The sequence below is a fragment of the Sphingopyxis macrogoltabida genome (genome assembly GCF_001307295.1).
In the GTDB taxonomy this organism is placed as follows: Bacteria; Pseudomonadota; Alphaproteobacteria; order Sphingomonadales; family Sphingomonadaceae; genus Sphingopyxis; species Sphingopyxis macrogoltabida_B.
This window is the reverse complement of the sequence record NZ_CP012700.1, coordinates 849180-874378: the sequence shown is the minus strand read 5'-3', so window position 1 is coordinate 874378 and position 25199 is coordinate 849180. Positions and strand designations below refer to the sequence as shown.

The 25199-nt window shown below is 65.6% G+C and carries 20 protein-coding genes; 8 read left to right on the top strand and 12 right to left on the bottom strand.

Annotation, left to right across the window (positions count from 1 at the left end; translation table 11 throughout):
• The first annotated feature begins 1 nt into the window (after position 1).
• The 3 genes from AN936_RS04060 to AN936_RS04050 all read left to right on the top strand — a co-directional run bounded on the left by AN936_RS04060 (position 2) and on the right by AN936_RS04050 (position 4153).
• Positions 2–1615: a DHA2 family efflux MFS transporter permease subunit gene (locus AN936_RS04060; protein WP_054587013.1), complete on the top strand. Its 1614-nt coding sequence runs from the start codon at positions 2–4 to the stop codon at positions 1613–1615.
• 98 nt (positions 1616–1713) lie between these two features.
• Positions 1714–3486 (top strand): tetratricopeptide repeat protein, encoded by a 1773-nt coding sequence (locus AN936_RS04055; RefSeq protein ID WP_149037586.1) that lies wholly within the window; start codon positions 1714–1716, stop codon positions 3484–3486.
• A gap of 238 nt (positions 3487–3724) precedes the next feature.
• A complete protein-coding gene (locus tag AN936_RS04050) occupies positions 3725–4153 on the top strand; it encodes a hypothetical protein (RefSeq protein WP_054587011.1) in 429 nt (142 codons plus the stop codon).
• Between the two features lie 142 nt (positions 4154–4295).
• On the opposite strand, the gene katG is transcribed toward AN936_RS04050, so the two are convergent.
• Positions 4296–6488 (bottom strand): catalase/peroxidase HPI, encoded by a 2193-nt coding sequence (katG, locus tag AN936_RS04045; RefSeq protein WP_054587010.1) that lies wholly within the window; start codon positions 6486–6488, stop codon positions 4296–4298.
• A 352-nt stretch (positions 6489–6840) separates the two neighbouring features.
• Between katG and AN936_RS25000 the strand changes: the two genes are divergently transcribed.
• Positions 6841–6996 (top strand): hypothetical protein, encoded by a 156-nt coding sequence (locus AN936_RS25000; RefSeq protein WP_156343991.1) that lies wholly within the window; start codon positions 6841–6843, stop codon positions 6994–6996.
• 271 nt (positions 6997–7267) lie between these two features.
• Here the strand turns inward: AN936_RS25000 and AN936_RS04040 are convergent, their stop codons facing one another.
• Together AN936_RS04040 and AN936_RS23965 are read right to left on the bottom strand one after the other, a co-directional pair.
• Positions 7268–9808, bottom strand: a complete 2541-nt coding sequence (locus AN936_RS04040; protein WP_084758163.1) for a TonB-dependent receptor — start codon at positions 9806–9808, stop codon at positions 7268–7270.
• Positions 9809–9902: 94 nt separating this feature from the next.
• Positions 9903–10073 (bottom strand): YezD family protein, encoded by a 171-nt coding sequence (locus AN936_RS23965; RefSeq protein WP_084758162.1) that lies wholly within the window; start codon positions 10071–10073, stop codon positions 9903–9905.
• Positions 10074–10263: 190 nt separating this feature from the next.
• Here AN936_RS23965 and AN936_RS04035 point away from each other — a divergent pair, with 190 nt between their 5' ends.
• From AN936_RS04035 to AN936_RS04020, 4 genes are all read left to right on the top strand, one after another.
• Entirely contained in the window at positions 10264–11268 is a 1005-nt protein-coding gene (locus AN936_RS04035; RefSeq protein ID WP_054587009.1) for an NAD(P)H-dependent flavin oxidoreductase, read from the top strand.
• Positions 11269–11300: 32 nt separating this feature from the next.
• On the top strand, positions 11301–12053 hold the full coding sequence (locus AN936_RS04030; RefSeq protein ID WP_234715737.1) for a hypothetical protein: 753 nt from the start codon (positions 11301–11303) through the stop codon (positions 12051–12053).
• Between the two features lie 65 nt (positions 12054–12118).
• A complete protein-coding gene (ptsP, locus tag AN936_RS04025; RefSeq protein WP_054587008.1) occupies positions 12119–14413 on the top strand; it encodes a phosphoenolpyruvate--protein phosphotransferase in 2295 nt (764 codons plus the stop codon).
• Between the two features lie 80 nt (positions 14414–14493).
• A complete protein-coding gene (locus AN936_RS04020) occupies positions 14494–14904 on the top strand; it encodes a GFA family protein (RefSeq protein ID WP_054587007.1) in 411 nt (136 codons plus the stop codon).
• 158 nt (positions 14905–15062) lie between these two features.
• On the opposite strand, the gene AN936_RS04015 is transcribed toward AN936_RS04020, so the two are convergent.
• The 9 genes from AN936_RS04015 to AN936_RS03975 all read right to left on the bottom strand — a co-directional run bounded on the left by AN936_RS04015 (position 15063) and on the right by AN936_RS03975 (position 25199).
• A complete protein-coding gene (locus AN936_RS04015) occupies positions 15063–15416 on the bottom strand; it encodes an MmcQ/YjbR family DNA-binding protein (RefSeq protein ID WP_054587006.1) in 354 nt (117 codons plus the stop codon).
• Positions 15416–16738 (bottom strand): replication-associated recombination protein A, encoded by a 1323-nt coding sequence (locus AN936_RS04010; RefSeq protein WP_084758161.1) that lies wholly within the window; start codon positions 16736–16738, stop codon positions 15416–15418. The genes AN936_RS04015 and AN936_RS04010 overlap by 1 nt, the downstream gene beginning before the upstream one ends.
• A gap of 7 nt (positions 16739–16745) precedes the next feature.
• Positions 16746–17903 carry a glycosyltransferase family 4 protein gene (locus AN936_RS04005; protein ID WP_054587005.1) on the bottom strand — a complete coding sequence of 386 codons (1158 nt, stop codon included), beginning with the start codon at positions 17901–17903 and terminating at the stop codon, positions 16746–16748.
• 63 nt (positions 17904–17966) lie between these two features.
• Positions 17967–18911, bottom strand: a complete 945-nt coding sequence (locus AN936_RS04000; RefSeq protein ID WP_054587004.1) for a hemolysin family protein — start codon at positions 18909–18911, stop codon at positions 17967–17969.
• A gap of 17 nt (positions 18912–18928) precedes the next feature.
• Positions 18929–19435: an rRNA maturation RNase YbeY gene (ybeY, locus tag AN936_RS03995; RefSeq protein ID WP_054587003.1), complete on the bottom strand. Its 507-nt coding sequence runs from the start codon at positions 19433–19435 to the stop codon at positions 18929–18931.
• Between the two features lie 158 nt (positions 19436–19593).
• On the bottom strand, positions 19594–20817 hold the full coding sequence (locus AN936_RS03990; protein ID WP_054587002.1) for a thiolase family protein: 1224 nt from the start codon (positions 20815–20817) through the stop codon (positions 19594–19596).
• Positions 20817–22361, bottom strand: a complete 1545-nt coding sequence (locus tag AN936_RS03985; RefSeq protein WP_234715736.1) for a class I adenylate-forming enzyme family protein — start codon at positions 22359–22361, stop codon at positions 20817–20819. The genes AN936_RS03990 and AN936_RS03985 overlap by 1 nt, the downstream gene beginning before the upstream one ends.
• Before the next feature lie 12 nt (positions 22362–22373).
• On the bottom strand, positions 22374–23828 hold the full coding sequence (locus AN936_RS03980; RefSeq protein ID WP_054587000.1) for a pyruvate carboxylase: 1455 nt from the start codon (positions 23826–23828) through the stop codon (positions 22374–22376).
• A gap of 3 nt (positions 23829–23831) precedes the next feature.
• Positions 23832–25199 (bottom strand): acetyl-CoA carboxylase biotin carboxylase subunit, encoded by a 1368-nt coding sequence (locus AN936_RS03975; protein WP_054586999.1) that lies wholly within the window; start codon positions 25197–25199, stop codon positions 23832–23834.

Sequence of the window (25199 nt, the reverse complement as noted above, 5' to 3'; positions counted from 1 at the left end):
CATGGCCTCCATCCCGCTTTCCCCCGCCGCCGCCCCGAATGACGACGCCGCGCCGTTCAACCCCGCGGCGATGCCCGACGCGCGCAAATATCTGATCTTCGCGGTGATGGCGTTCGGCCAGTTCATGGCGCTGATCGACATCCAGATCGTCGCCGCCTCCTTGAACGAGGTGCAGGCGGGGCTGAGCGCCGGGCCTGACGAGATCAGCTGGGTGCAGACCGCCTATCTGATGGCCGAACTCGTCATGATCCCCTTCTCGGCCTTCCTCGCGCAGGCGCTATCGACGCGCTGGCTGTTCGCCGCATCGGCGGGACTGTTCACGATCGCCAGCATCCTCTGCGGGCTCGCGTGGAGCATCGAATCGATGATCCTGTTCCGCGCCGTGCAGGGTTTCGTCGGCGGCGCGATGATTCCGACGGTATTCGCCACCGGCTACATGCTGTTCGAGGGCAAGCAGCGCGCGATGATCCCCGCGATCCTCGGCATGGTGTCGGTGCTCGCGCCGACGCTGGGCCCGACGGTCGGCGGCTGGATCACCGACGCGATGGGCTGGCGCTGGGTCTTTTTCATCAACGTCCTGCCCGGCGCGATGGTGACGCTCGCGATCCTTGCGCTCGTCCGCATCGACAAGCCAAATTTGCCGATGCTCCGCCGCATCGACTGGGTCCATCTCGCCTCGATGGCAGTGTTTCTTGCGGGGCTTGAGTTCGTGCTCGAGGAAGGCCCCAAGCACGACTGGTTCAGCGAGCCCGAAATCGCGATCGGCGCGTGGCTGTCGTTCGTTGCCTTCGGCCTCTTCCTCGAACGTTCCTTCCGTTCCGACGGGCCGATCGTGAAGCTCACCCCGTTCCGCAAGCCGACCTTCGTCTTCGCCTGCGTATTCAACCTCGTAATCGGCTTCGGCCTCTACGCCAGCACCTATCTCGTCCCGATCTTCCTCGGCCGGGTGCAGGGCTATAATGCCGCGGAGATCGGCACGACGGTCTTCGTTTCCGGCCTCGCGCAATTGCTCGGCGTTCCGTTCGCCGCCGCGCTGTCGCAGAAGGTCGACCAGCGCATCGTCATCACCTTCGGCCTCACCCTCTTCGCGGTCGGGCTCTGGATGTTCAGCTTCATGACTCCAGAATGGGGCTTCGCCGCCCTCTTCTGGCCGCAGGTCGTGCGCAGCTTCGCGATCATGCTGTGCATCGTGCCGTCGGTCGGGCTCGCGCTCGGCAATTTCGAGGGGCCCGAACTGCGCTATGCGTCGGGGCTGTTCAACCTGATGCGTAACCTCGGCGGCGCGATCGGCATCGCGCTCGTCAACACCTGGCTCGGGGACAATATGCGCCTGCACATGCTGCGTCTGTCCGAAGCGCTCGGCCGCTCGGCCGACGCCGCGAACGAGACGGCGGCGGGGCTGGCGCAGCATATCGGCCGCACCGTCTCCGATCCCGCTCTCGCGCAGCAAATGGCCGAGGGCGTGCTCGGCCGCATCGTCGGCCGCGAGGCGCTGACCCTCGCCTTCGACGACGTCTTCCGCCTGATGGCCTATCTCTTCCTCGCCGCGCTGGTGATGGTGCCCTTCTGCAAACCCCCGCCCATCGGCGGCCCGGCACCGCCGGACGCGCATTAACGGCCCGCCACGGCCCCGCGGGATCGGAGTTGGGAAACGGCCGGTTTCGTGGTAATCTCGCGCCGTTGTTTCTGGTTCGTCTTGGGGAGGGCAGGATTATGATACATCGACCCGGCCGCATCGCCGTCCTTGTCGGCATTGGCCTCTTCGCCGCTGGCGACAGCGCCTTGCCCGTCTTTCCGACTGCGACGCTCGAAGCGCTCGACCCGAGCCGCCTCGCCGGCTTCGTCTGCGGCGCGCGGCGTGCCGGCTCGTCGCTCGCGCAAAATCTGCTCGCGGCGGCCGCCTTCGCCACGCCCGCCAGCGAAGGCCGGCCCATCCCACTCTTTGCCGACCTCGCGAAATCGCCCTTCCCCGTTTCGACCGCGAACGGGCAGGCGCGGAGCTATTTCAGCCAGGGCCTGCTGATGAGCTATGGCTTCAACCATGCCGGCGCGGTCCGCTCCTTCCGCACCGCGCAGCGGCTCGATCCGGGCTGCGCGATGTGCTGGTGGGGCGAAGCGGTGGCGCTCGGCCCCAACATCAACGCGCCGATGGACGCGCGCGACCGCGATGCGGCGCTGGCGGCGATGGACCGCGCGATGGCGCTCCGCGACACGGCGACACCGCTGGAACGGGCGCTGATCGAAGCCGTCGCCCACCGCTATTCGCGCGACCCGGCGAGCGATCGCGCCGCGCTCGACGCCGCCTATGCCGATGCGATGCTCGACGTCGCGCGCCGTTTCCCCGCCGATGACGACGTCGCCGTGCTGGCGGCGGAGGCCGTAATGGATACCAGTCCCTGGAATTACTGGATGACCGACAAGCTGACGCCGGTGGGCCGCAGCGGCGAGGCAGTGCGCCTGATCGAAACCGTGCTCGCCCGCAACCCGGCCCATGTCCAGGCGAACCATCTCTATATCCACCTGATGGAATCGCGCGACCCCGCGCGGGCCGAGGCGGCCGCCGACCGGCTCGCGAGCCCCGGCGCGCCCAGCGCCGCGCATCTGGTGCATATGCCGGGGCACATCTACCAACTGCGCGGCCGCCATGCGGATTCGATCCGCGTCAACGTCGCCGCAGCGCGCGCCGACGAGGCCTATATCCGCCGCGCCGGCGACCAGGGGCTCGTGCGTTACGGCTATTATCCGCACAATGTCCATTTCATCGTGACCTCGGCGCAAATGGCGGGCGACATGGACACCGCGATCCGCGAGGCGAAGCGGCTGCGGACCCTGCTCGATCCAGAGACCTCGGCGTCGATCGGCTGGATTCAGGCGATCGACGCCGCGCCCTATTTCGCCATGGCGCAATTCGCCACGCCGAAGGCGATATTGGCGATGCCGGCGCCCGACGCGCGGCTCGGCTATCCAACGGCGATGCGGCACTATGCCCGCGCCATAGCCTACGCCGAGTTCCGCGACCGCAACGCGTTCGACCGCGAGATTGCCGCGATGGCGGGCCTCCGGGCCTCCGGTGCGCTACAAGGCTTAGTCGATCAGGGCATGCCCGCCGTCGATCTCGTCATGCTGGCCGAACGCGCAGCGCAAGGCCGCTTCGCCTCAGCGCTCGGCCGCCATGACGAAGCGATCGGCTTCTACCGGCAGGCGGTCGAGATCGAGACCCGCCTTCCCTATCAGGAACCGACCTACTGGTATTATCCCGTACAGCAATCGCTGGGTGCCGCGTTGTTCAAGGCAAAGCGTTATTCCGAAGCGAGCAACGCCTTCCGCGCCGCGCTGACGCAGGCGCCCAACAATGGCTGGGCGCTCTACGGGCTGGGGCAGAGCGAAGCGGCGCAGGGCAAGAAGCTCGAAGCGGCCGCGGCGAACCGGGCCTTGACGAAGGCCTGGTTAGGGAACAGGCGCTGGCTGCGGATGGACCGGCTGTAGCGTTGGGGCCATCGGCTTTGGGGTGGATTCCTGACCGCCCTTTATTTCCGTTCGTGTCGAGCGAAGTCGAGACACCCGTCGGCCTTACGCCCAGCATGAGGGGCATCTCGACTTCGCTCGATGCGAACGGGTAAGGTTGGCCCAAACGGCAGCCTTCGGCCGGTAGCCGTCCTCCCGCCACCACGAAAGCACCGAAAAAGGCTTTCCTACATTATCCCGCCATGCTCCATACTGTCGGATGGAACACACCACTCCACCCGGCCCGCTGCTTGCGGATACCTGCCTCGCCTTTACCCCCGTTCCCGCGCAGCGGCGCCGCGCCGATGGCTGGACGCCCGAAACCCAGACCAATTTCATCCGCGCCCTCGAAGCGATGGGGTCCGTCGGACGGGCGGCGAAGGCTGTCGGCATGGGGCGGCGCTCGGCCTATCGCCTTCGCGACCGGCCTGACGCGGCGAGCTTCGCCGCTGCATGGGATCGGGCGATTTCGATGGGGCGCACCCATCAATTCAGCATCGCGATGGATCGCGCGCTTAACGGCGTTACGATTATACGCGTGCTGAAGGGCGGTGCGATCGACGTATCCGGCGGCCCCGACATGGACATTGTCCGTTCGGCGCTGCGCGAGGATGCCGCACCGCTTAAAGGCACAAAGGACACAGTTTGAACGCGCGCATGCGGGGTTTTTGTGGCTTTAAGGCCCAAAAAGAAGACCCGCTCCCAGGCCCATGTCCCCGGGAGCGGGCCGCGACCTGTCGTCCTGTGGCCGCATCCGGCCCCGCAGCATGATGCGGGACCGGCGCGCCGGATCAGGCGAGGTCGAAACGGTCGGCGTTCATCACCTTGGTCCAAGCCCTGACGAAGTCCTTCACGAATTTTTCGCCATTGTCGGACTGCGCATAGACCTCACCGACCGCGCGGAGTTCGGCGTTCGAGCCGAAGATCAGGTCGGCGCGCGTCGCCCGCCACTTCTCGCCGCCGTCCTTGCGGTCGGTAGCGATATATTCATCGTCGCCCTCGCCCGCGGCCTTCCAGACGTTGGTCATGTCATAGAGGTTGACGAAGAAGTCGTTCGTCAGCTGCCCCGAGCGCTTGGTGAAATGGCCGTGCCCCCGCTCGCCATGATTGGCGCCGAGGACGCGGAGGCCTCCGACCAGCACTGTCATCTCGGGCACCGACAGCCCGAGCAGCGAGGCGCGGTCGAGCATCATCTCCTCGACCTTCACCGCCAGCTTCTTCTTGCCGACATAGTTGCGGAAGGCGTCGGCCTCGGGCTCCATCACCGCGAAGCTGTCGGCGTCGGTCTGCTCGGCCGTCGCGTCGCCGCGACCGCCGGTGAAAGGCACCGCAACGCTGTAGCCCGCGTCCTTGATCGCCTTTTCGAGGCCGACGACGCCGCCGAGGACGATCGCATCGGCCATCGACAGATTGCCGCGCAGCCCGTCGAGCGTATCGAGCACCTTGGCGAGCATCGCCGGTTCGTTGACCTCCCAATCTTTCTGCGGCGAGAGGCGGACGCGCGCGCCATTGGCACCGCCGCGAAAGTCGGACTTGCGGAAGGTGCTGGCCGAGGCCCAGGCGGTCTTGATCAGCTGGCTGACGGTCAGGCCGCTGTCGGCGATCTTCGCCTTCACCGCCGCGACATCGGCGTCCGAGGGCATGCTGCCGGCGGGGATCGGATCCTGCCAGATCAGATCTTCGGCGGGAACTTCGGGGCCGAGATAGCGAATCTTGGGCCCCATGTCGCGGTGGGTCAGCTTGAACCAGGCGCGGGCAAAGGCGTCCTTGAACGCTTCATGGTCGTTCCGGAAGCGTTCGCTGATCGCGCGGAACTCCGGATCGCGCTTCAGCGCCATATCGGCGGTGGTCATCATCGTCGGGACCTTGATATTGGGATCCCACGCCGCCGGCGCCATATCCTCCTCTTTCTGGTTGATCGGCTGCCACTGGTTCGCGCCCGCGGGCGACTTCACCAGCTCATATTCATAGTCGAAGAGCAGGCGGAAATAATTCTCGGTCCACTCCTTGGGCGTGTTGGTCCACGCGCCCTCGATGCCGCTGGTCACCGTATGCTCGCCGATGCCGCCGCTTTCGTGGCTGCTGACCCAGCCGAAACCCTGTGCAACGAGATCGCCGCCCGAGGGCGCGTTGCCGAGCAGCGAGGCGTCGCCATTGCCGTGCGCCTTGCCGAAGGTGTGGCCGCCCGCGGTGAGCGCGACGGTTTCCTCATGGTTCATCGCCATGCGCGCAAAGGTTTCCTTCATGTCGCGCGCCATGCCCGCGTCGTCGTGCGGATTGCCCTGCGGACCTTCGGGATTGACGTAGATCAGCCCCATCTGGATCGCGGCGAGCGGGCCTTCCAGCTCGTGCATCCCATGCTCGGGGGCGATGCGCGTCTGGACGCCCTGGTTGACCCACTTGTCCTCGCTGCCCCAATAGATGTCGCGTTCGGGCTCGAACACGTCGGCGCGACCGCCGCCGAAGCCGAACACCGGCCCGCCCATGCTCTCGATCGCGACATTGCCGGTCAGGATAAACAGGTCGGCCCAGCTGATCTTGTTGCCGTATTTCTGCTTGATCGGCCACAGCAGGCGGCGCGCCTTGTCGAGATTGCCGTTGTCGGGCCAGCTGTCGAGCGGCGCGAAGCGCTGCTGCCCGCTGTTGGCGCCGCCGCGGCCGTCGGCGGTGCGATAGGTGCCCGCGGCGTGCCACGCCATGCGGATGAAGAAGGGCCCGTAATGGCCATAGTCCGCCGGCCACCAGGGCTGGCTGTCGGTCATCAGCGCAGTCAGGTCATCCTTCAGCGCCTGATAGTCGAGCGACTTGAACGCCGCCGCATAATCGAAGTCGTCGCCGAGCGGGTTCGACGACCCGTTGGGATTGAGGATCTCGGTCGCCAGCATTTCGGGCCACCAGTCCTTGTTGGTGCGGCCAAGCAGGGCGCGGACGCCGCCGGGTTGATGGACCGGGCAGCCGCCGCCGATGGGGGTCTGGTCGTTCATGCAGTCTCTCCTCTTTGTTATGGTTGGATGCTGGCGTGTCGGGATGACGGGCGCGTGACGCAAGCGCGGCCGCAAGGTCGCGGTGGACGGTCGGCGCGGGCTGGCGTCGAGTCGATGGCGTCATCCTTTCGTTCTGACTGGTCGAGGATAGGCCGCGCCGTCCAATCGACCTAAACGAATAAGCCGGATATAGTCATCGAACGAACCGATCATTGGCCGGTCCGGTTGCCGACCATGGCGTGGCCCGTCCCGCGTCCGCCACGCCTTGGCGAACATCGGCAACATGTTGATCTCTTGGGGGTTGCTCCATCGTCGCGGCATGATGGCATGACGTGACAAAAGGAGATGGAAAGTGGCTAACACCCCCAACCAGCAGAATGAGAAAAAGCCGCAGGCGGATCGCGACGAAGAGCAGCGCCGCCAGCAGCAACAGCAGGGCGGTCAGAACCGCCAGCCCGGCAGCGATCAGCGCCCCGGACAGGGCCGCGAGAACCCGCAGCAGCGCTGACCCACGTCAACCTGCATGAGAAAGGGCCGCCCCCTCGAGGGAGCGGCCCTTTTCTTTTGGCGGTCATGGCGGAAGCAGCCTCCAGACCGAATGACGGTTTTAGGGTGGGGAGCGGACATAGCTTCCTTCACTTCGTCATCCCGGACTTGATCCGGGATCCACTGCGGCACCGAAGTCATGGACCCCGGATCAAGTCCGGGGTGACGAAGAGAGGTAAGACCTAAATCGGCCGCTACCAGACCCCGGCCCCGGCTTTCGCCGGGGCACCGTTTCAGAAGTTGAACTTCACCGTGCCGCCCCAGGTCCGCGGGTCGCCGACGGTGCCGGCGATCAAGCCGGTGTTGCCGGGGGCGACCTGCAACAATTCGATATAGTTGACGTCGAAAGCGTTGCGTACCCAGCCGAAGACGTCGAAGCCCTCGGCCCGGAAGCCGACCCGGAAGTTGGTCAGCGCATAGCCCTTGACGTTGGTGTAGATCGACGGCGACGCATTCGAATTCCAGTGCGAGCGATAATTGCCGTCGACGCCCAGATAGACCTGCCCTTCCTTCGCCAGCAACGTCACTGGAACATTGGTCTCCGCACCATAGGAAAAGGCCCATTTCGACACGCCCGGCAGACGCTGGCCGGAAATGTCGCACTGCCGCGGACTGAGCGCGCCGGGAACGCCGGGCTGCGAATAATCGGGTTCGGCGCCGTCCGGCTGGAGCGTGCCGCCCGACAGTTCGGGCGGGCATGGCGCGTTGGTGAACTTCTTGTACTTCGCGTCGGTATAGGCGCCGTTGGCATAAGCGGTGAAGCGATCGCTCGCGACGATCTTGAGGTCGGCTTCGATACCCTGCGTCCGGACCTTGTCGGCGTTGGCGAGATAGCCGCGCACCGTGCCGAACTGGCCGCCGTTCACCGTCGCCTGGAAATTCTTGATGTCGGTGCGGAACGCCGACAGGTTGAAGGTCGCCCGGCGATCGAGGAACTGCGTCTTGAGCCCCACCTCGAAGTGGTTGATCGATTCGGGCTTCACCGTGCTCGCGTCGTAGTTGACGCTATTGTCGGCGTTGAGCGGCAAGCCGTTCTGGTTGATGCCCAGCGTCTTGAAGCTCTTGGCATAGGTCGCATAGGCAAGGATGTCGGGCGCGACCTTGTAGTTCACGTTGAAATCGTAAGTGAAGTTCCAGGCACTGTCCGACGGCGTGCTGAGCTGCGGCTGATAAACGCCGCACTGCGCCGAAAATCCTGCCACCGTGCCGGGCGCCGGAATGGGCGTACAGCTGATGACCTGGCCCTGACCGTTGGTCACGACGCGTTCGTAAAAGCCCGACTTCTTGTCATAGTTGACGCGCACGCCCGGCTGGATGGTCAGGGCGTCGGTCACCTTCCAGCTAAGCTGGCCGAACAGAGCGGCGCTGGTGCTCTTGAGATATTGCGTGTTGGTGGCGGTCAGCCCTTCGAGGATGGCCGGATTGTCGGCATTGGCGCCGGTCAGGCTCCACTTGCTGGCGTCCGCACCCTGCTGCTCGGTCCCCTGCGTATCGATCCGCTGCTTGAAGCCGAACAGGCCGACGACGAAGTCGAGCTTGTCGCTTTCGTAGTTGTAACGGAACTCCTGGCTGTACTGGTCCTGCTGCGACGGATTTTGCGATTTCGAGACGATCGAGAGACCGGTGAAGTCGCGGTCGTTCTCGGGCTGCCAGTCCCAGAAGCGCCATGCGGTGATCGAGGTGAAGGTGCCCGGACCGACGTCCCACTTCACCCGCGCCGAAACGCCGCCGATCTTGTTGCCGGCATTGAGGCTGGCGTCGAGATCGGTCAGGCGGTCGTATGGATTGGTGCTCGGCACCGCATAGTTGCGACCCGGATTGGCGGCGTTGATCGCGGCGACCAGCGCGTCATATTGGCGGCCGGGCGCACGCTGCGTCGCACCGACGCGGACATAGGTCGTGCCGCAGCATTCGGGATCCTGCCGGCTGTAGTCGCCCGCAAGCGTGATGCTGAGATCTTCGTTGGGCTGGAACAGGAGCTGGCCGCGCAGGCCCAGATTATCCTGTTCGTTGATCCAGCGGTCGCTGGTGACGTTGTAGAGCGTACCGCGCCGGCTGGTCGCGGCGATGGCGATGCGCGCGGCGATCTTGTCGGTCAGCGGGCCCGAGATGGCGGCCTTCGCCTGCCGGTAGTTGAGGTTGCCGACGCTGACCTCGGCCCTGCCCTCGAAATCGAAGGTCGGCTGATTGGTCGTGATATTGATCGCGCCGGCGGTGGTGTTCTTACCGTAGAGCGTGCCCTGCGGACCGCGCAGCACCTCGACCTGCTCGACATCCAGAAAGTCGAAGGTCGCGGCGGCAACACGCGAATTATAGACGTCGTCGACATAGATGCCGACGCCCTGCTCGAAGCCATCGCTGGTCAGGCCGAACGGCACGCCCATGCCGCGAATGTTGACCGACGTGTTGCGCGGGTTCGAGGTATAGACCTGCAACGTCGGCGCGAGTTGCTGAAGCTTCACGACGTTGAAATTGCCCGTCGCCTCGATCGAATCGCCCCGAATGACCGAGATCGCCACCGGCACTTCCTGCGCGGTTTCCTGGCGGCGGCGGGCGGTGACGATGATCACGTCGCCGCGGCTGGCATCGTCGTCGGCCGCTGCAGAGGCATTAGCCGTAGCGGCGGTGGTCGTGGCAAGGGCCACACCGTTCACTGCACTGTCGGCGGACGCTTCTTCGGCCGCGGCCGGGGTCGCGCCCAGCGCCAGCAGAAGCGAAAGGGTGACGGAAGACGCCTGCACACGGCGGCGGACGGACGGGTATTTCGCGGTCATGGTTATTTCCTGTTGCAAGAGAAATCACCACATCCGGTCGTCCGGTCTGCAGCAGGTTGCGGAGGACGCCTGCCCCCCGTTGGGAGTTTTGAATTCAGTTGGGGTAGCGGTGGCGCTCTGTCACATCGACCTGCACCAGCCGGCCCTCGTGGACGGTCAGCTGGATCGCCCCGAAGCGCAGCTTTTCGAGCGCGTCGAGCACGGTCTGCACCGCGCGCGGCGTCGCTTCCTGCGCGCTTTCCGCTTCGGTTTTCGGATGGGTCATCTTGTCCTTCCCTTCGTTTTTGAGTCGACGCGCAACCTATATCAAGTTTTTTAGTAGACAATGATTGATTTGCTTTCTGCGCCGAAAGGTTCGGTTGCTGCGCCAAAGCGATTCAGGGGTGCGACGGGTCGACAAGGGTGCGAACGCCGGGGATTGCGCGCGAGTCCCAGTGCTGGCAAAGGCGGTTTCAATGAGCAAAATTAATGATCTGATGGCGCGCGGAACCGCGCTTCTGGGCAGTGATTACGCGATCCTTTGCGGCGCGATGAGCTGGGTTTCCGAACGAAGCCTTGTCAGCGCGATCAGCAATGCGGGCGGTTTCGGCGTCATCGCCTGTGGCGCGATGACGCCCGAACTTCTCGATACCGAAATTGCCGCGACCAAGGCGCTCGCAACGCGCAATTTCGGCGTCAACCTGATCACCATGCACCCGCAGTTGTTCGATCTGATCGACGTGTGCGCAAAACATGGCGTCGGCCATGTCGTGCTCGCGGGCGGGCTGCCGCCCAAAGGCAGCCTCGAAGCAATCAAGGCATCGGGCGCGAAGGTAATCTGCTTCGCCCCGACCCTCGCGCTCGCCAAGAAGCTCGTCCGCTCGGGCGTCGACGCGCTGGTGATCGAGGGGATGGAAGCAGGCGGCCATATCGGCCCGGTGTCGACCAGCGTGCTCGCACAGGAAATCCTGCCCTCGCTCGCGGACGAAGTGCCGATTTTCGTCGCCGGCGGCATCGGCCGCGGCGAGGCGATCGCCGCCTATCTGGAAATGGGTGCGTCGGGCGTCCAGCTCGGCACGCGCTTCGTCTGCGCGACCGAAAGCATCGCCCACCCCAATTTCAAGAAAGCCTTCATGCGCGCGTCGGCGCGCGAAGCCGTGGCGAGTGTTCAGATCGACCCGCGCCTGCCGGTGATCCCGGTTCGTGCGCTCAAAAATGCGGGGACCGAGGCATTTACCGCCAAGCAGCGCGAGGTCGCGAACCGCCTCGACGGCGGCGAGGTCGACATGGCGGAGGCGCAGCTCGAGATCGAGCATTATTGGGCGGGAGCGCTTCGCCGCGCGGTGATCGACGGCGACGTCGAAAACGGTTCGTTAATGGCAGGGCAATCTGTGGGTATGGTAACGCAGGAAGAGAGCGTCGCCGATATCATCGCGGCTTTAGTGCAACAGGCCGAAGCCGCCTTGCACGCTCGGGGTTGAGGCCGCATGCTGGTGCGGTTGGGGAGAATATGATGAATTTGTCGCGTAAGATCGTTGTGGCCGGGCTTTTGGCGAGCGTCGCCGCCTGCGCACCCAAACCGCCGCCGCCACCTCCGCCCCCGCCGCCCCCGCCGCCGGTGATCGTCGTCCCGCCGCGCCCGATTCCGCCGGGCAGCGCTGCGCTCACCCAGATCCTGCCGGGACGCGGGATCGACGGCCGCTTCGTCACCGCAAACAGCCACATGACCGGCGACCGCGCCTTCTGGCAGATGAAAATCGGCCTCAATGTCGCGGCGATCGGCTGCCGCGGGCTCGAGGAAGCAACTTTGGTGTCGGCCTACAACAATATCATCAAGGCGCATGCCAAGGTGATCAAGGCGACCGAAAAGACGGTGATCAAGGATCTCGGCAAGGAAAACGGCAACAACGGCATCGCGCCGCGCGATCGCCTGTCGACGCAATTGTTCAACTATTTCGCCCAGCCCCCCGCGCAGCGCGAATTTTGCGCCCGCGCAAACGAGATCGCGCAGATCGTGTCGTCGACACCGAGCGCGCAGGTCGTCGAGCAGGCGCCCGCGCATCTCGCGCGGCTCGACCAGCCCTTCATCGATTTTTACGAAGCCTATGCGAAATATCAGGTCGATGTCGCGGCATGGGATGCCAAATATGCCGCGCCGCCGCCGGTGACCAGCGCCCCAGCCCCGCTGACGACGACGGTGCCGACCGATACGTCGGTGACCGTCGGACCGCCGGCGATCCCGCCGACGGGCGGCACCAACCCCTGAGCATCGTCCGACAAAATCACGTGCGGCCTTGGCGTTGACCCCCTGCTTCTGATAGCAGGGAGTCAATGACCAACGCCCCACCCCCGCCCTCGACCGCCGCCCAGTCAGCGCGCACGATCCTGACCCGGCTGCACGAAGTCATGGCGGCGCGGACCAATGCGCAAAGCAAGCTCAACCAGGTCGTCGGCATTATCGGCGAATGCCTCGATAGCGAGGTCTGCTCGATCTACCTGCTGCGCGACGGCTCGCTCGAACTCTATGCGACGCGCGGGCTGAAGCAGGAGGCCGTACATGTCACCCGGCTGGCGCTCGGCGAAGGCCTTGTCGGCACGATCGCCGACCAGATCGAAACGCTGAACCTCGACGAAGCGGCGGCGCATCCCGACTTTTCCTATCGCCCCGAAACCGGCGAGGAATTGTTCCACAGCTTTGCCGGCGTGCCGATCATCCGCCGCGAGCGCGCCGTCGGCGTGCTCTGCGTCCAGCACAGCGACCCGCGCCGCTATGCCGATATCGAGATCGAGACACTGCAGACCGTCGCGATGGTGCTGTCCGAACTGATCGCCAACGCCGATCTCGTCGACACCGCGGCGCGCATCGACGCCGCAGCGACCGACCAGTCGGCGCAGCGGCTGGCCGGACAGAAGCTCGTCGACGGCATGGGCGCAGGGATCGCGGTTTTCCACCAGCCGCGCATCACCATCGAGCACACCGTCGCCGACGACATCGAGGCGGAACGCCACCGCGTCTATGCCGCGTTCGACAAGATGCGCGAACAGATCGACCGCATGACCAGCCAGGCCGAGTTTGGCGTCGGCGGCGAACATGAAGAGGTCCTCGAGACCTACAAGATGTTCGCCTATGACGAAGGCTGGTCCCGCCGGATCAACGAAGCAATCGACAGCGGCCTGACCGCCGAAGCGGCGATCGAGCGCGTCCAGCAGCGCACCCGGATGCGCATGCGCCAGATCGACGACCCGCTGCTGCGCGACCGCATGCATGACCTTGAGGATCTGTCGAACCGGCTCATCCGGATCGTGTCGGGCCAGATGGGCACCGCCGCGCAAATGGGCCTGCGGCAGGACTCGATCCTGATCGCGCGCAACCTCGGTCCCGCCGAACTGCTCGAATATGATCGCCGCCGCCTGAAGGGCGTCGTGCTCGAGGAAGGATCGCTGACCGCCCACGTCATCATCGTCGCGCGCGCGATGGGAGTTCCCGTTCTGGGCCGCGTCCGCGACGTGCGCACGTCGATCCGCGAAGGCGATCTGCTGCTCATCGACGCCGGCGCCGGCACGCTGCAGGTCCGCCCGACGCAGGCGATCCAGGACGCTTTCGACGCCAAGCTCGAAATCTCGCAAAAGCGCCGCGCCAACCTCGCGACGCTGCGCGACCTGCCTGCGGTGACGAAGGACGGCGTGCCGATCGAGCTGATGATCAACGCCGGCCTTCGCGAGGATGTTGCGGCGCTGGACCTGACCGGGGCACGCGGCATCGGGCTGTTCCGCACCGAATTCCAGTTCCTCGTCTCGGCGACCCTGCCCGCGCGCGAACGCCAGCAGCGCCTCTATCGCGACGTGCTCGATGCCGCGGGCGACCGGCCGGTGATCTTTCGCACCGTCGACATCGGCGGCGACAAGGCGCTGCCCTATATGAACACCGACACCGCGCTGGAGGAAAATCCGGCGATGGGGTGGCGCGCGCTGCGCCTCGCGCTCGAACGCGAGGGATTGCTCAAGGTCCAGGCGCGCGCGCTGATGGAAGCGGCGGCCGGGCGGACGCTGAATGTGATGTTCCCGATGGTGTCCGAACCGTGGGAATATGAAGCGGCGCGCGACCTGTTCGTCGGCCAGCGCGCGTGGCTCGCAAGCCACAACAAGAAGTTGCCGGTCGCAATCCGCTATGGCGCGATGCTCGAGGTTCCGGGATTGGTCGAAACGCTCGACCTGATGCTGCCGCACCTCGACTTCCTGTCGATCGGCACCAACGACCTCACCCAGTTCCTCTTCGCCGCCGACCGTGCCCACCCGCGACTGGCGGAGCGCTATGATTGGCTGTCGCCGACGGTCATGCGTTACCTGTCGCGCGTCGTCAAAATCGTCGCGGGCAGCAAGGTCGCGCTGGGCGTATGCGGCGAAATGGGCGGGCGCCCTTTGGAAGCGATGGCCCTGCTCGGCGTCGGGATCGAGCGGCTGTCGATCACTCCCGCAGGCGTCGGACCGGTCAAGGCGATGATCCGCTCGCTCGACCTCGGCGCGCTGCGCGCCGCAATGCCTGCCATCCTCGCGCAGCCCTCTGCCGACCCGCGCGGCCAGTATCAGCAATGGGCGAGCGCGCATGGCGTCGATCTCGGCGATTGATCTGCGGCGATTGACCTTTCGGGTAATTGCCTTCGCGGAAATGTTTATGATATGTTCTCCAAACAGATGAGGAGAGCGACATGAGTGATTCTGCTGCCCGTGCGACCGGCCAATGCCATTGCGGCGCCATCCGTTATTCAATGCCGACCTCGGTCGAGCACCACGCCCTTTGCCATTGCCGGGACTGCCGCCGCCATGCGGGCGCCCCGATGGTGGGTTGGGGGCTGGTCAGCCGCAACGCACTCGAAATGACCGGCGAGCCGACGGTCTATGCCTCATCCGAACATGGCCGCCGCCATTTTTGCGGCAACTGCGGCACAGGACTTTTCTATACCAATGAAGCAATCTTTCCCGGCCAGATCGACGTCCAGACCGCGACGCTCGACGATCCCGACCTGATCCCGGCACAGGTGCAGATCCAGACCGCCGAACGCATCGGCTGGATGGAAAAGCTGGACCAGATGCCGGCGTTCGAGCGTTATCCGGGGTAAACTTCGTTCGGCAGAATTGATTTGCCTTCCCCTGTGCCCCTGCGAAGGCAGGGGCCCATCGCCTGTCATATCGTTTTTCATCGAGCGTGCTGAATGACGACGCGGTGGGAGATGGACCCCTGCCTTCGCAGGGGCACGGGTACGCTGAATATGTAAACTCAGGGCCGCTCGCCAAAGGTCTGCCGCTGCGCCTTCTTGGCCCGGTCCCACCAGGCGCGGCGGATGACGTTGGCGATACGTTCGGGATCGTCGGATCCGAAGCGGACGAGCAGCGCATGCCAGCCTTCGTAATGCGGCGTCTGCCAGAAAGTGGCGGGATCGGTTTCGAGCAGGATGTCCTTCTCGTCCGGCTTGCACATCACGGCAAAACTTCCCGCCTCGCGCCCGGGCGATGCCAGCGCCTTGCCGTTGAGCTTGGGACAGGGCGTACCGTAAAAGGGCAGCATCTCGACGTCGGGCAAGGTGCAGGCAAAGCGCACCACGTCGTCCCAACTGTCGAATTTCGGCACCATTATCCGCCCTTTACCCGCCGCTGCTCGTCCCACCAGGCGATCCGCTCGGCAATGCGCTTTTCGAACCCGCGGTCGGTCGGCCGGTAATAGATTTGCGCGCCCATGCCTTCGGGCCAGTAATCGGCGCCCGAGAACCCGCCCTCGGCATCATGGTCATATTCATAGCCTGCACCATAGCCGAGATCCTTCATCAGCTTGGTCGGCGCGTTGAGGATATTGGCGGGCGGCGCGAGCGACCCGGTGTCACGCGCCGAAGCAAAGGCCGCCTTTTGCGCGGCATAGGCGGCGTTGGATTTGGGTGCGGTCGCGAGATAGAGGCACGCCTGCACGATCGCGAGTTCGCCTTCGGGCGAGCCGAGGAACTGATAGGCGTCCTTCGCGGCGAGGCATTGCACGAGCGCCTGCGGGTCGGCGAGGCCGACGTCTTCGCTCGCGAAGCGAACAAGCCGCCGCAGCACGTAGAGCGGCTCCTCACCCGCGACGAGCATACGCGCCATATAGTAAAGCGCCGCCTGCGGATCCGACCCGCGCAGCGCCTTGTGGAGCGCCGAGATCAGATTGTAGTGCCCGTCGCGATCCTTGTCGTAGACGGGCATGCGGCGATGGAGGAACTGCGCCAGTTCAGCCGGATCGAGCGGCGTATCGATCGCGGCCGAAAACAGCGTTTCGACCTGATTGAGCAGGAAACGCCCGTCGCCGTCGGCGCTGGCGATCAGCGACCCCCGCGCATCGTCGGTGACCGGCAGCGCCCGGCCGACCTCGGCCTCGGCACGCTCGACCAGTGTCGCCAGCGCTGCCTCGTCGAGGCGGTGGAGCACCAGCACCTGCGCGCGCGACAGCAGCGCGGCGTTGAGCGCGAAGCTGGGATTCTCGGTCGTCGCGCCGACGAGCACCACCGTGCCGCGTTCGACATAGGGCAGGAAACCGTCCTGCTGCGCGCGATTGAAGCGGTGAATTTCGTCGACGAAAAGCAGGGTGCGCTTGCCCGCCGCCGCCATCTTCTCGGCATCGGCGAAGGCTTGCCGCAGGTCGGCGACGCCCGAAAAGACCGCCGACAGCGGCGCGAAGCGCATGCCGACCGCCTCGGCCAACAGCCGCGCGATCGTCGTCTTGCCCGTCCCCGGCGGCCCCCAGAGAATGATCGACGACAATTGCCCCGCCGCAACCATCCGTCCGATCGTCCCCTCGGGGCCGGTCAGATGCTCCTGCCCGACGACGTCGGCCAGGGCGCGCGGGCGCAGGCGTTCAGCGAGCGGCACCGCCCCCGTCGCGCCGCCGCCCTGCTCTGCAGGCGCGTCCTCGCCAAACAGGTCGCCGGCCATCGCGGGCTCAGCCCCCGTGCCGCTGTTTCTGACGGATCAGCCGCAAATAGGTGTCGGCGACCGTCTGGTTGATTGCATCCCACTGATAGGTTGCGCTCTCCTGCAGCGCCGCCGCGCCATGCGCCGCGCGCAGGGCAGGGTCGCGGCAATAGCGTTCGAGATCGTCGGCAAAGCTGGTGATCGATCCCGGCGTCACGAGATAGCCGGTCTGGCCGTGCTTGACGATGCTCGCGCTGCCCGTGGCGCGTGCGGCGACGACCGGAAGCCCGCACGCCATTGCCTCAAGCGTGACATTGCCAAAGGTCTCGGTAACCGAAGGATTGAACAGCATGTCGCACGACGCCAGCGCGCGGGCGAGGTTGTCGCCGCCCTGGAAGCCGACGAACTTGGCGCGCGGCAGCCGCGATTCGAACCAGTCGCCAGCCGGCCCCTCGCCGATCACGACGACCTCGTGCGGGACGCCGCGGCGGCCGAGCTGGTCGATCGCATCGGCGAAGACATCAAGCCCCTTTTCCATCACCAGCCGCCCGAGGAAGGCGATAGCCGGGACGTCGTCGGCCATCCCCCACGAGCGGCGCCAGGTCATGTCGCGGCGTCCGGGGTTGAACACATCGCGCTCGACCCCGCGCGTCCAGATGCCGATATCGTAGTTCATCCGCTGCTGGCGCAGCACCTGGGCGAAGCTTTCCGACGGGGCGATCAGCGCGTCGCACTTGCGATACAGCTTGCGCAGCCAGGCAACGATGACCGGTTCGAGGAAGGACAGGTTGTAGTAGCGGAAATAGGTTTCGAAGCGCGTGTGCACCGAACAGGCGACCGGAATCCGCCGCCGCCGTGCCCATGCCGCCGCCTGCCGCGACACCCGGTCGGGGCTGGAGATATGGAGGATGTTCGGGGCGAACCGGGTGATATCCTCCCGAACCCGCGACGAGAAATGGAGCGGGATGCGATATTCGGGGCGGTTCGGGATCGCCATCGACGGCACGCTTACCAAGTCGCCGGTCGGTTCGAAATCAGGGTTGGCAACGGTCGGCGAATAGACGCGCACCGCCGCCCCCTGTGACAGAAGATAGCCGACGAGGCGGTTCAGCGCCTTGTTCGCGCCATCGACCGTCATGTTGTAATTGCCGCTGAAGAGGGCGATGCGAAGGTCCGAAACGTCCATCCGGCCTCAGCTAGTCCGATCAGGGCTCAAAGGCAATCGGGCGCAGGCGTCCGCCCTCCCCGATCAATAATCCTCCGGCCGTTCCGGCGGCGCTTCGAGGTCGACCTCGACCGGCGGATGGAGGCGCAGGTGATGGACGCGGCGCTCGTCGGCCTCGGTCACCTCGATCCGCCAGCCGCTCGGGTGGAGCAATATTTCGCCGACCTCGGGGACATGGCCCGCAAGCACAGCAGCGAGGCCGCCGAGCGTGTCGACATCCTCGTCGACCTCGGCGAGCCGCGGGTCGATCGCCTCGCCGATATCGTCGAGTTCGGCGCGCGCGTCGGCCTCCCAGCACCCCTGTTCGCCCGCGACGATCAGGGGTTCGGGTTCGTCGTCATGCTCGTCCTCGATCTCGCCGACGATTTCCTCGACCAGATCCTCGATCGTCAGCAGTCCTTCGGTGCCCGAATATTCGTCGATGACGATGGCGAGGTGGGTCCGTTTGGCGCGCATTTCGGCGAGCAGGTCGAGCACGCCCATCGACTGCGGCACATAGAGCGGCTGGCGGATCAGGTCGAGCAGCGGCGGCGGCGTCCGCCCCTCGGCCATCACCGCGAAGACATCCTTGACGTGGATCATGCCGACGACCTCGTCGAGCGTCTCGCGATAGATGGGCAGGCGGCTGTGCCCCGCTTCGGCAAACAGCGCGACCGCCTCAACGAAGGTCGCGCTTTCGGGAATGGCGATGATGTCGGCGCGCGGCACAGCGACGTCGTCGACCGTCTGCTCGCCGAAATGGAGGAGGTTGCGCAGCATCTTGCGCTCGATCGGCGACAGGTCCCCGACGATGCTGCTCCCGCGCCGCTCCTGGCCTTCCTCCTCGGCCTCGTCGATGACGTCTTCGATCTGTTCGCGCAGCGACGGCTCCTTGTCGCCGCGGAACAACAGGTTCTTCAGCCCGGACAACAGTCCGGATTTACTACTGTCCTCTTCCGATCGGTTCGAAGACCCCTGGTCGTCGGGCATATATTGGCTTTTCCCTGTTAATCCTGCTCTGCATATGGATTGGCGATGCCCAGCGATGCAAGCGCTTTCACTTCCAGCGCCTCCATCGCCGCCGCGCTCGTATCGTCCATATGATCGTAACCGACGAGGTGGAGCGTGCCGTGGACGATCAGGTGCGTTGCATGATCGACGAGCGGAATTCCCTTCTCTTCCGCCTCGCGCGCGCAGGTTTCGCGCGCCAGCACGATGTCGCCGAGCAGGATTTCGCCATCGTCGCTGTTCGCCAGCCCTTCGAGCAGGTCGTCCTGCACCTGAGGGAAAGACAATACGTTGGTCGGCTTGTCCTTGCCGCGGAAATCGCGGTTAAGCGCGTGTACTTCGCTATCGTCGGTCAGGCGCACCGAAATCTCGACAAGCGGCGCGGCGTTGACGAGCGATGCATAGGGCGTAAGTGCGAGCGCCGCAGCCGCCGCCTCTCCGGCGCGCACCTCCCAGTCGAGCGCATCGGGCCACGGCGTCGCGGCATGGGTTTCGACGCTCAGCACGCAGCGAGGCCGCGAGAAAAAACGGCAGAAAACTGCGCAACTTCACACTGAAATGGCGTTTTGCGCGCGTCGGAGGCGACAGGGAGAAGGATCAAGCGGATCATCGCGCAACGCTATAACGGCGGTGCAATGTAGGACAGCAAAATTTCGTCAGGCCATCAACGCGCCAATATCGTCACCGCCGACATGCCATCCTCGACCCCGTAAAAGCCGCCACTGTTCTCCGCGATCGCGATGCGTGCGCCTTCGACCTGCCGCGTACCCGCATCTCCCCGCAAATGCGTGACCAGTTCGAAAATCTGCCCCAGCCCGGTCGCGCCGAGCGGATGCCCCTTCGACACCAGCCCGCCCGACACATTGACCGGAATGCGCCCGCCAAGCGCCGTCTCGCCGCGTTCGGCGGCGATGCCCGCCTCACCGGGCGCGCAGAGGCCGAGCGCTTCGGTCTGGATCATCTCGCCGATCGAGCTGGCGTCGTGAACCTCGGCGATGTCGATATCCTTCGGACCGACGCTCGCCTTTTCATAAGCGCGCGCGCCGACGATGCGCGTGACATGGTTGGCATAATCGTCGGGCGCGCGTTCGCTCCCGGTCTGCGATTCCGCTGCCAGCACGCGCACCGCGCGCGCATCGGGAAAGCGCCTTGCCCAGTCGGCGCTGCACACGATCGCCGCCGCCGCGCCGTCGCTGATCGGCGCGCACATCGGATTGGTCAGCGGCCACGCCACCGTCGGTGCCGCAAGCACCTCGTCGACCGACATCGGCTTGCGATACTGGCTCAATGGATTGTGCACCGAATGGCCATGATCCTTGGCAGCGACCGCCGCGATCTGGCGCTGGGTCGAGCCATAGGTGGCAATATGAAGCCGCGCCTGCGCGGCATAGGCCTGCATCAGAATATTGGGACTGACGCTCTCGCCGCCCGGCGGCACCGGCGCGAGCAAGTTCGCAGTTTTGGCCAGATAGGCTTCGGCTTCGACAAGGTCGCGCGGCTGCTGGAACACCGCAAACTTCTTGGCGCGGTCGTCCGAATAGAGCTTCTCGACCCCGACGACGAGCACGCAGTCGGCGAGCCCCGCGCGGACATAATCGACCGCGACGTGCAGCCCGACGGTCGAGCTGGCGCACGCCGCCTCGACATGGAAACCGCGCACCCCCGAAATGCCGAGCGGGCGCAGCGCATATTCGCCGGGGATCGACATTTCGCCGGCAAAAAATCCCTGAATCACATTGGCATAGACCGCCATGTCGATCTCGCCCGGCGGCACCCCGCTGTCGGCCAGCGCCTCGCGCACCGCCCATTGCGTGAGTTGCTCGTGGCTCTTGTCGAGATGGCGGCCGAACGGCGTCATGCCGACGCCGAGGATCACCGCATCGCGCATCAGATCGCCCTCCCCGCCGCCGTCCAGCGTTCGCGGCGCAGTTCGGCGCGCAGCACCTTGCCCGCATTGCTGCGCGGCAGCGCCGCGACGACCTCGATCGCCTTGGGCGTCTTCACCGGCCCCAGCGCTTCGCGCGCCGATGCCAGCAGCGCGTCGACATCGACGCTCGCCCCCGCGCGCGGTTCGACCACCGCGACCACCGCCTCACCCCATTTGTCGTCGGGCACGCCAATCACCGCGCAATCCTGGACATCGGGATGCGCGAGAATCGCCTGTTCGACCTCGGCCGGGTAGATGTTGAACCCACCCGAGATGATCATGTCCTTCTTGCGGTCGACGACATAGAACCAGCCGTCCGCGTCGCGCACCCCGATGTCGCCGGTATGGTGCCAGCCAAAGGTGGACACTTCGGCCGTCGCCTCCGGGTTCTTGTAATAGCCCGCCATCACCAGCGGCCCGCGCACGACGATCTCGCCGCGTTCGCCGGGCGGCAGGATGTTGCCCTCCTCGTCCATGATCTCGACGATCGACAGCAGGTTGGCGCGGCCGCAGCTCCCCGGATGCGCAAGGTCGCCGTCGGCATTCAGATGCTCGTGCGGCGGCATCGCGGTGACGCACATCGGCGCCTCGGTCTGCCCGAAGCTCGCGTTCATCACCGGCCCCAGCACGGCAATCGCTTCCTTGAGCCGGTCGAGCGACATCGGCGCTCCGGCATAGCTGATATATTCGAGGCTGGAGAGGTCGGCGGTCCGCACGCTCGGCTCGGCGAGCAGCATGTAGATCGCGGTCGGCGGCAGGAACATATAGGTTACGCGATGTTTCTCGATCGCCGCGACCACGGCGGGCGGATCGAATTTCGGCAGCACGACCACCGTCCCGCCCAGCGCCATGCTGGCGAGCGCGAGTGGCCCCGCCGCGTGGGTCATCGGCGCGGCGACGAGATTCACCGGTGGTACTTTCATCGGCATCGACGCGACGAGGCTCGACACCAGCGCCTGCCAGTTGCGGTTCGAGAGCATCACGCCCTTCGGTCGCCCCGTCGTCCCGCCGGTGTTGCCGAGGAAAGCGAGCTCGTCCTCATGCCCCGAGCGCCGCTGCGGCGCGGGGTCGCCGGAACCGTCGAGCATATCGCCCACAAACAGGTCGGCCTCGGCGAAGGGCAGATCGAGCGCGACATAGCGGCGGATGTTGGGGCATTCGGCGCGAAAGGTCGCGATGCGGTCGGCGACCTCCGAATGGACGAACAAAGTATCGACGTCGAGCAGGCCCAGCAGATAAGCATTTTCGCCCACCGCGGCGCGGTTGTTCGCCATCACCCACACGCCGTCGGCGCGGAGGATGCCGAGGATCGCTTCGAACGCGACCATCGCATTGCCGCTCAGCACGGCCGCATGCGCCCCGGCCGCGAAGCCGTCGGCGATCAGCGCGCGCGCGATGGCATGGCTGCGCGCCGACACTTCGGCGTAGGTCCGCATGTTCTCGCCGGCGATCATGCACGGCTTGTCATGCGCCATCCGCGCGCCGCGATCGAAATAGTCGATCATCCGCATCGCGTGTCAGCGCCGCATGACGAGATCGAGTTCGGCCGACTTGATCTGCACGAACGGCGTATTCGCGACCTGCATCAGCCGCCGCACCTGCTCCATCTCGGGCGACGAGAGCGTCGGATAATCGCGCTTCAGCGGTCCCGCCGCGCGCATGCGGACGATGTCCGACGCGGGGACCAGCGCGCGCAGGATCAGTTCGTCCTCGTCCTCGGTACCGTGCTGGCGTTTCAGATCTTCCAGCGTCGGCTCGGGCGGCGGATTGCCGAAGATTTCCTTGGCGCGCGGCGCCGCGGCGATGCGGTCCATGACGTCCGGATCGATCGGCGCCGGCGGCTCGCCATAATAGCCGGCGGCATATTGGATCACCTCGTCGGGGATCGCGCCATAGCGCTTGCCGGTGACGATATTGAGCACCGCGAGCGTGCCGACGAGCTGCGCGAAGGGCGTCGCCATGCCGGGATAGCCCAGCTCGCGGCGCACCGCCGCCACCTCGCCCAGCACCTGCGGCAGCATGTCGAGCATATTCTGCTGGATGAGCTGATTGCGCAGCGTCCCCATCATCCCGCCGGGGATCTGGGTGGTCAGCGAGGTGACATCATATTCATAATGCTGGTCGTGGAGATAACCCGCGGTCTTCGCCACCTTGCGGAAATGCTCGGACACCGGCTGCAGTTTCGACACATCAATGTCGTGCGTGTGGCCGAGCGCCTCCATATTCTTGACCATGATGTCGATCGACGGGATCGACGGGCCGTTCGCCATCGACCGCGCGGCGGTGTGGAGCACGGTCACGCCATATTCGACGGCGTCGCAATAGGCCTTGGCCGATTGCCCCAGCATATTGTTCGAATGCATCTCGACCGGCTTGCCGCGCGCATTGGCGACGATCGCGGGAACGAGCGTCTTGATCCGGTCGCGGTCGAGCACGCCGCCCGTGTCGTAGAGCAGCAGGCTGTCGACTTCGGGGATCGCCGAGAGCTTGTCGGCCTTGTCGGCCCAGAAGGCATCGTCGTGCACCGGCGACAGGGTGAACAGCATCGTCGCCGCGACCTTGCAGTCATATTTCTTCGACAGCTTGGCGAGCCGCGTCATCTTGTCGATGTTGAACAGCACGTCGTAAATCCACCAGCTCCGCACCCCGTGGACGCAGAGCCGCTCCATCCAGAGGTCCATCAAGACCTGCGGCGTGAAACCGAAGGTCACCGACCCGTTCGAGCGGATGCCGCCGCGCACCGGGGTATTCTTGATCTGGCTCATCATCAGGTCGAACCCCGCCCAGGGATCCTCCTGGCAATGGCGGACGAGCACTTCGAACAGCGACGACCCGGCAAGGCTGATCGTCGAATAGCCGGTCTGGTCGATCGTCGGCAGCGCCGGATAGGCCTGCCCCGCCTGCATTCGCATGCCCCACAGGCTCTGCTGGCCGTCGCGGCAGGTTTCGTCGAGAAATTTGATGTGCGCCATCGGCTACTCCGCTGCGATCGCCGGTTCGGCGAGCATCACTTGTTCGAGCCAGCGCGTATGGAAAGCGTTGGCGATAAAATCGGGATGGCGGACGATCTGCCGGTGGAGGTCGATCGTCGTCGGCACGCCTTCGACGGTGAAATCGTCGAGCGCGTCGGTCAGCCGCGACACCGCCTCGGCGCGGTCCTTGCCATGGACGATCAGCTTGCCGACCATCGAGTCATAGAAGGGCGGGATCGCGGCGCCGCTGCTCATATGGCTGTCGAGCCGGATGCCCTCGCCTTCGGGCGGCGCCCAGCGGGTGATCGTGCCGGGAACGGGGGTGAAACCGCGCGCCGCATCCTCGGCATTGATGCGGCATTCGATCGCATGACCCGACAGCACGACATCGTCCTGCGCCATCGACAGCCCCTGCCCGCCCGCGACGCGAAGCTGCTGCTGCACCAGATCGACGCCGCTCACCATTTCGCTGACCGGATGCTCGACCTGGATGCGCGCGTTGACCTCGATGAAATAGACCTCCTGCCGCATCACGTCGTACAGGAATTCGACCGTCCCGGCGTTGCGATAATCGACGCTCGCGGCCAGATCTACCGCCGCCTTGTGCAGCGCCGCGCGCAGGCTGTCGGGCATGGCGACGCTCGGCGCTTCCTCGATCAATTTCTGGTAGCGGCGCTGCACCGAACAATCGCGCTCGCCGAAATGGACGACCTTGCCCTGCCCGTCGCCGATCAACTGCACCTCGACGTGGCGCGCCTCGGGAACGAAGCGCTCCATGAACAAAGTGCCGTCGTTGAACGCCGCCAGCGCCTCGGCGCTCGCGCGCCCGTAACCCGCCTCGACCTCTTCGCCGTTGTTCGCGATCACCATGCCGCGTCCGCCGCCGCCCGCCGCGGCCTTCAGCAGCACCGGATAGCCGATTTCGTCGGCGATGCGCCGCGCGTCGGCGGCGCTGCCGATCTCGCCGCTGCCGGGGACCAGCGGCACCCCGGCCGCCGACGCCATTTCGCGCGCACGCAGCTTGTCGCCGAGCGCGTCGATGATGTCCGGCTGCGGCCCGACGAAGATAATGCCATGATCCTCGCAGAGCTGCGCGAACATCGCGCGCTCGGAGAGGAAGCCATAGCCCGGGTGGAGCGCGTCGCAGCCGGTCGCCTTCGCCGCCTGTACGACGAGTTTCGCATCGAGATAGCTGCGCGCCGCGGGACCGGGCCCCAGCACGATGGTGCGGTCGACCAGCCGCGCCGCGGCGCTGTCGCGGTCGGCTTCAGACACACCCAGCACGGTCTCGATATTCAGCGCCTGCGCGGCGCGCGCGACGCGCAGCGCGATCTCGCCGCGGTTGGCAATGAACAGGCGGGCGATCGCCAT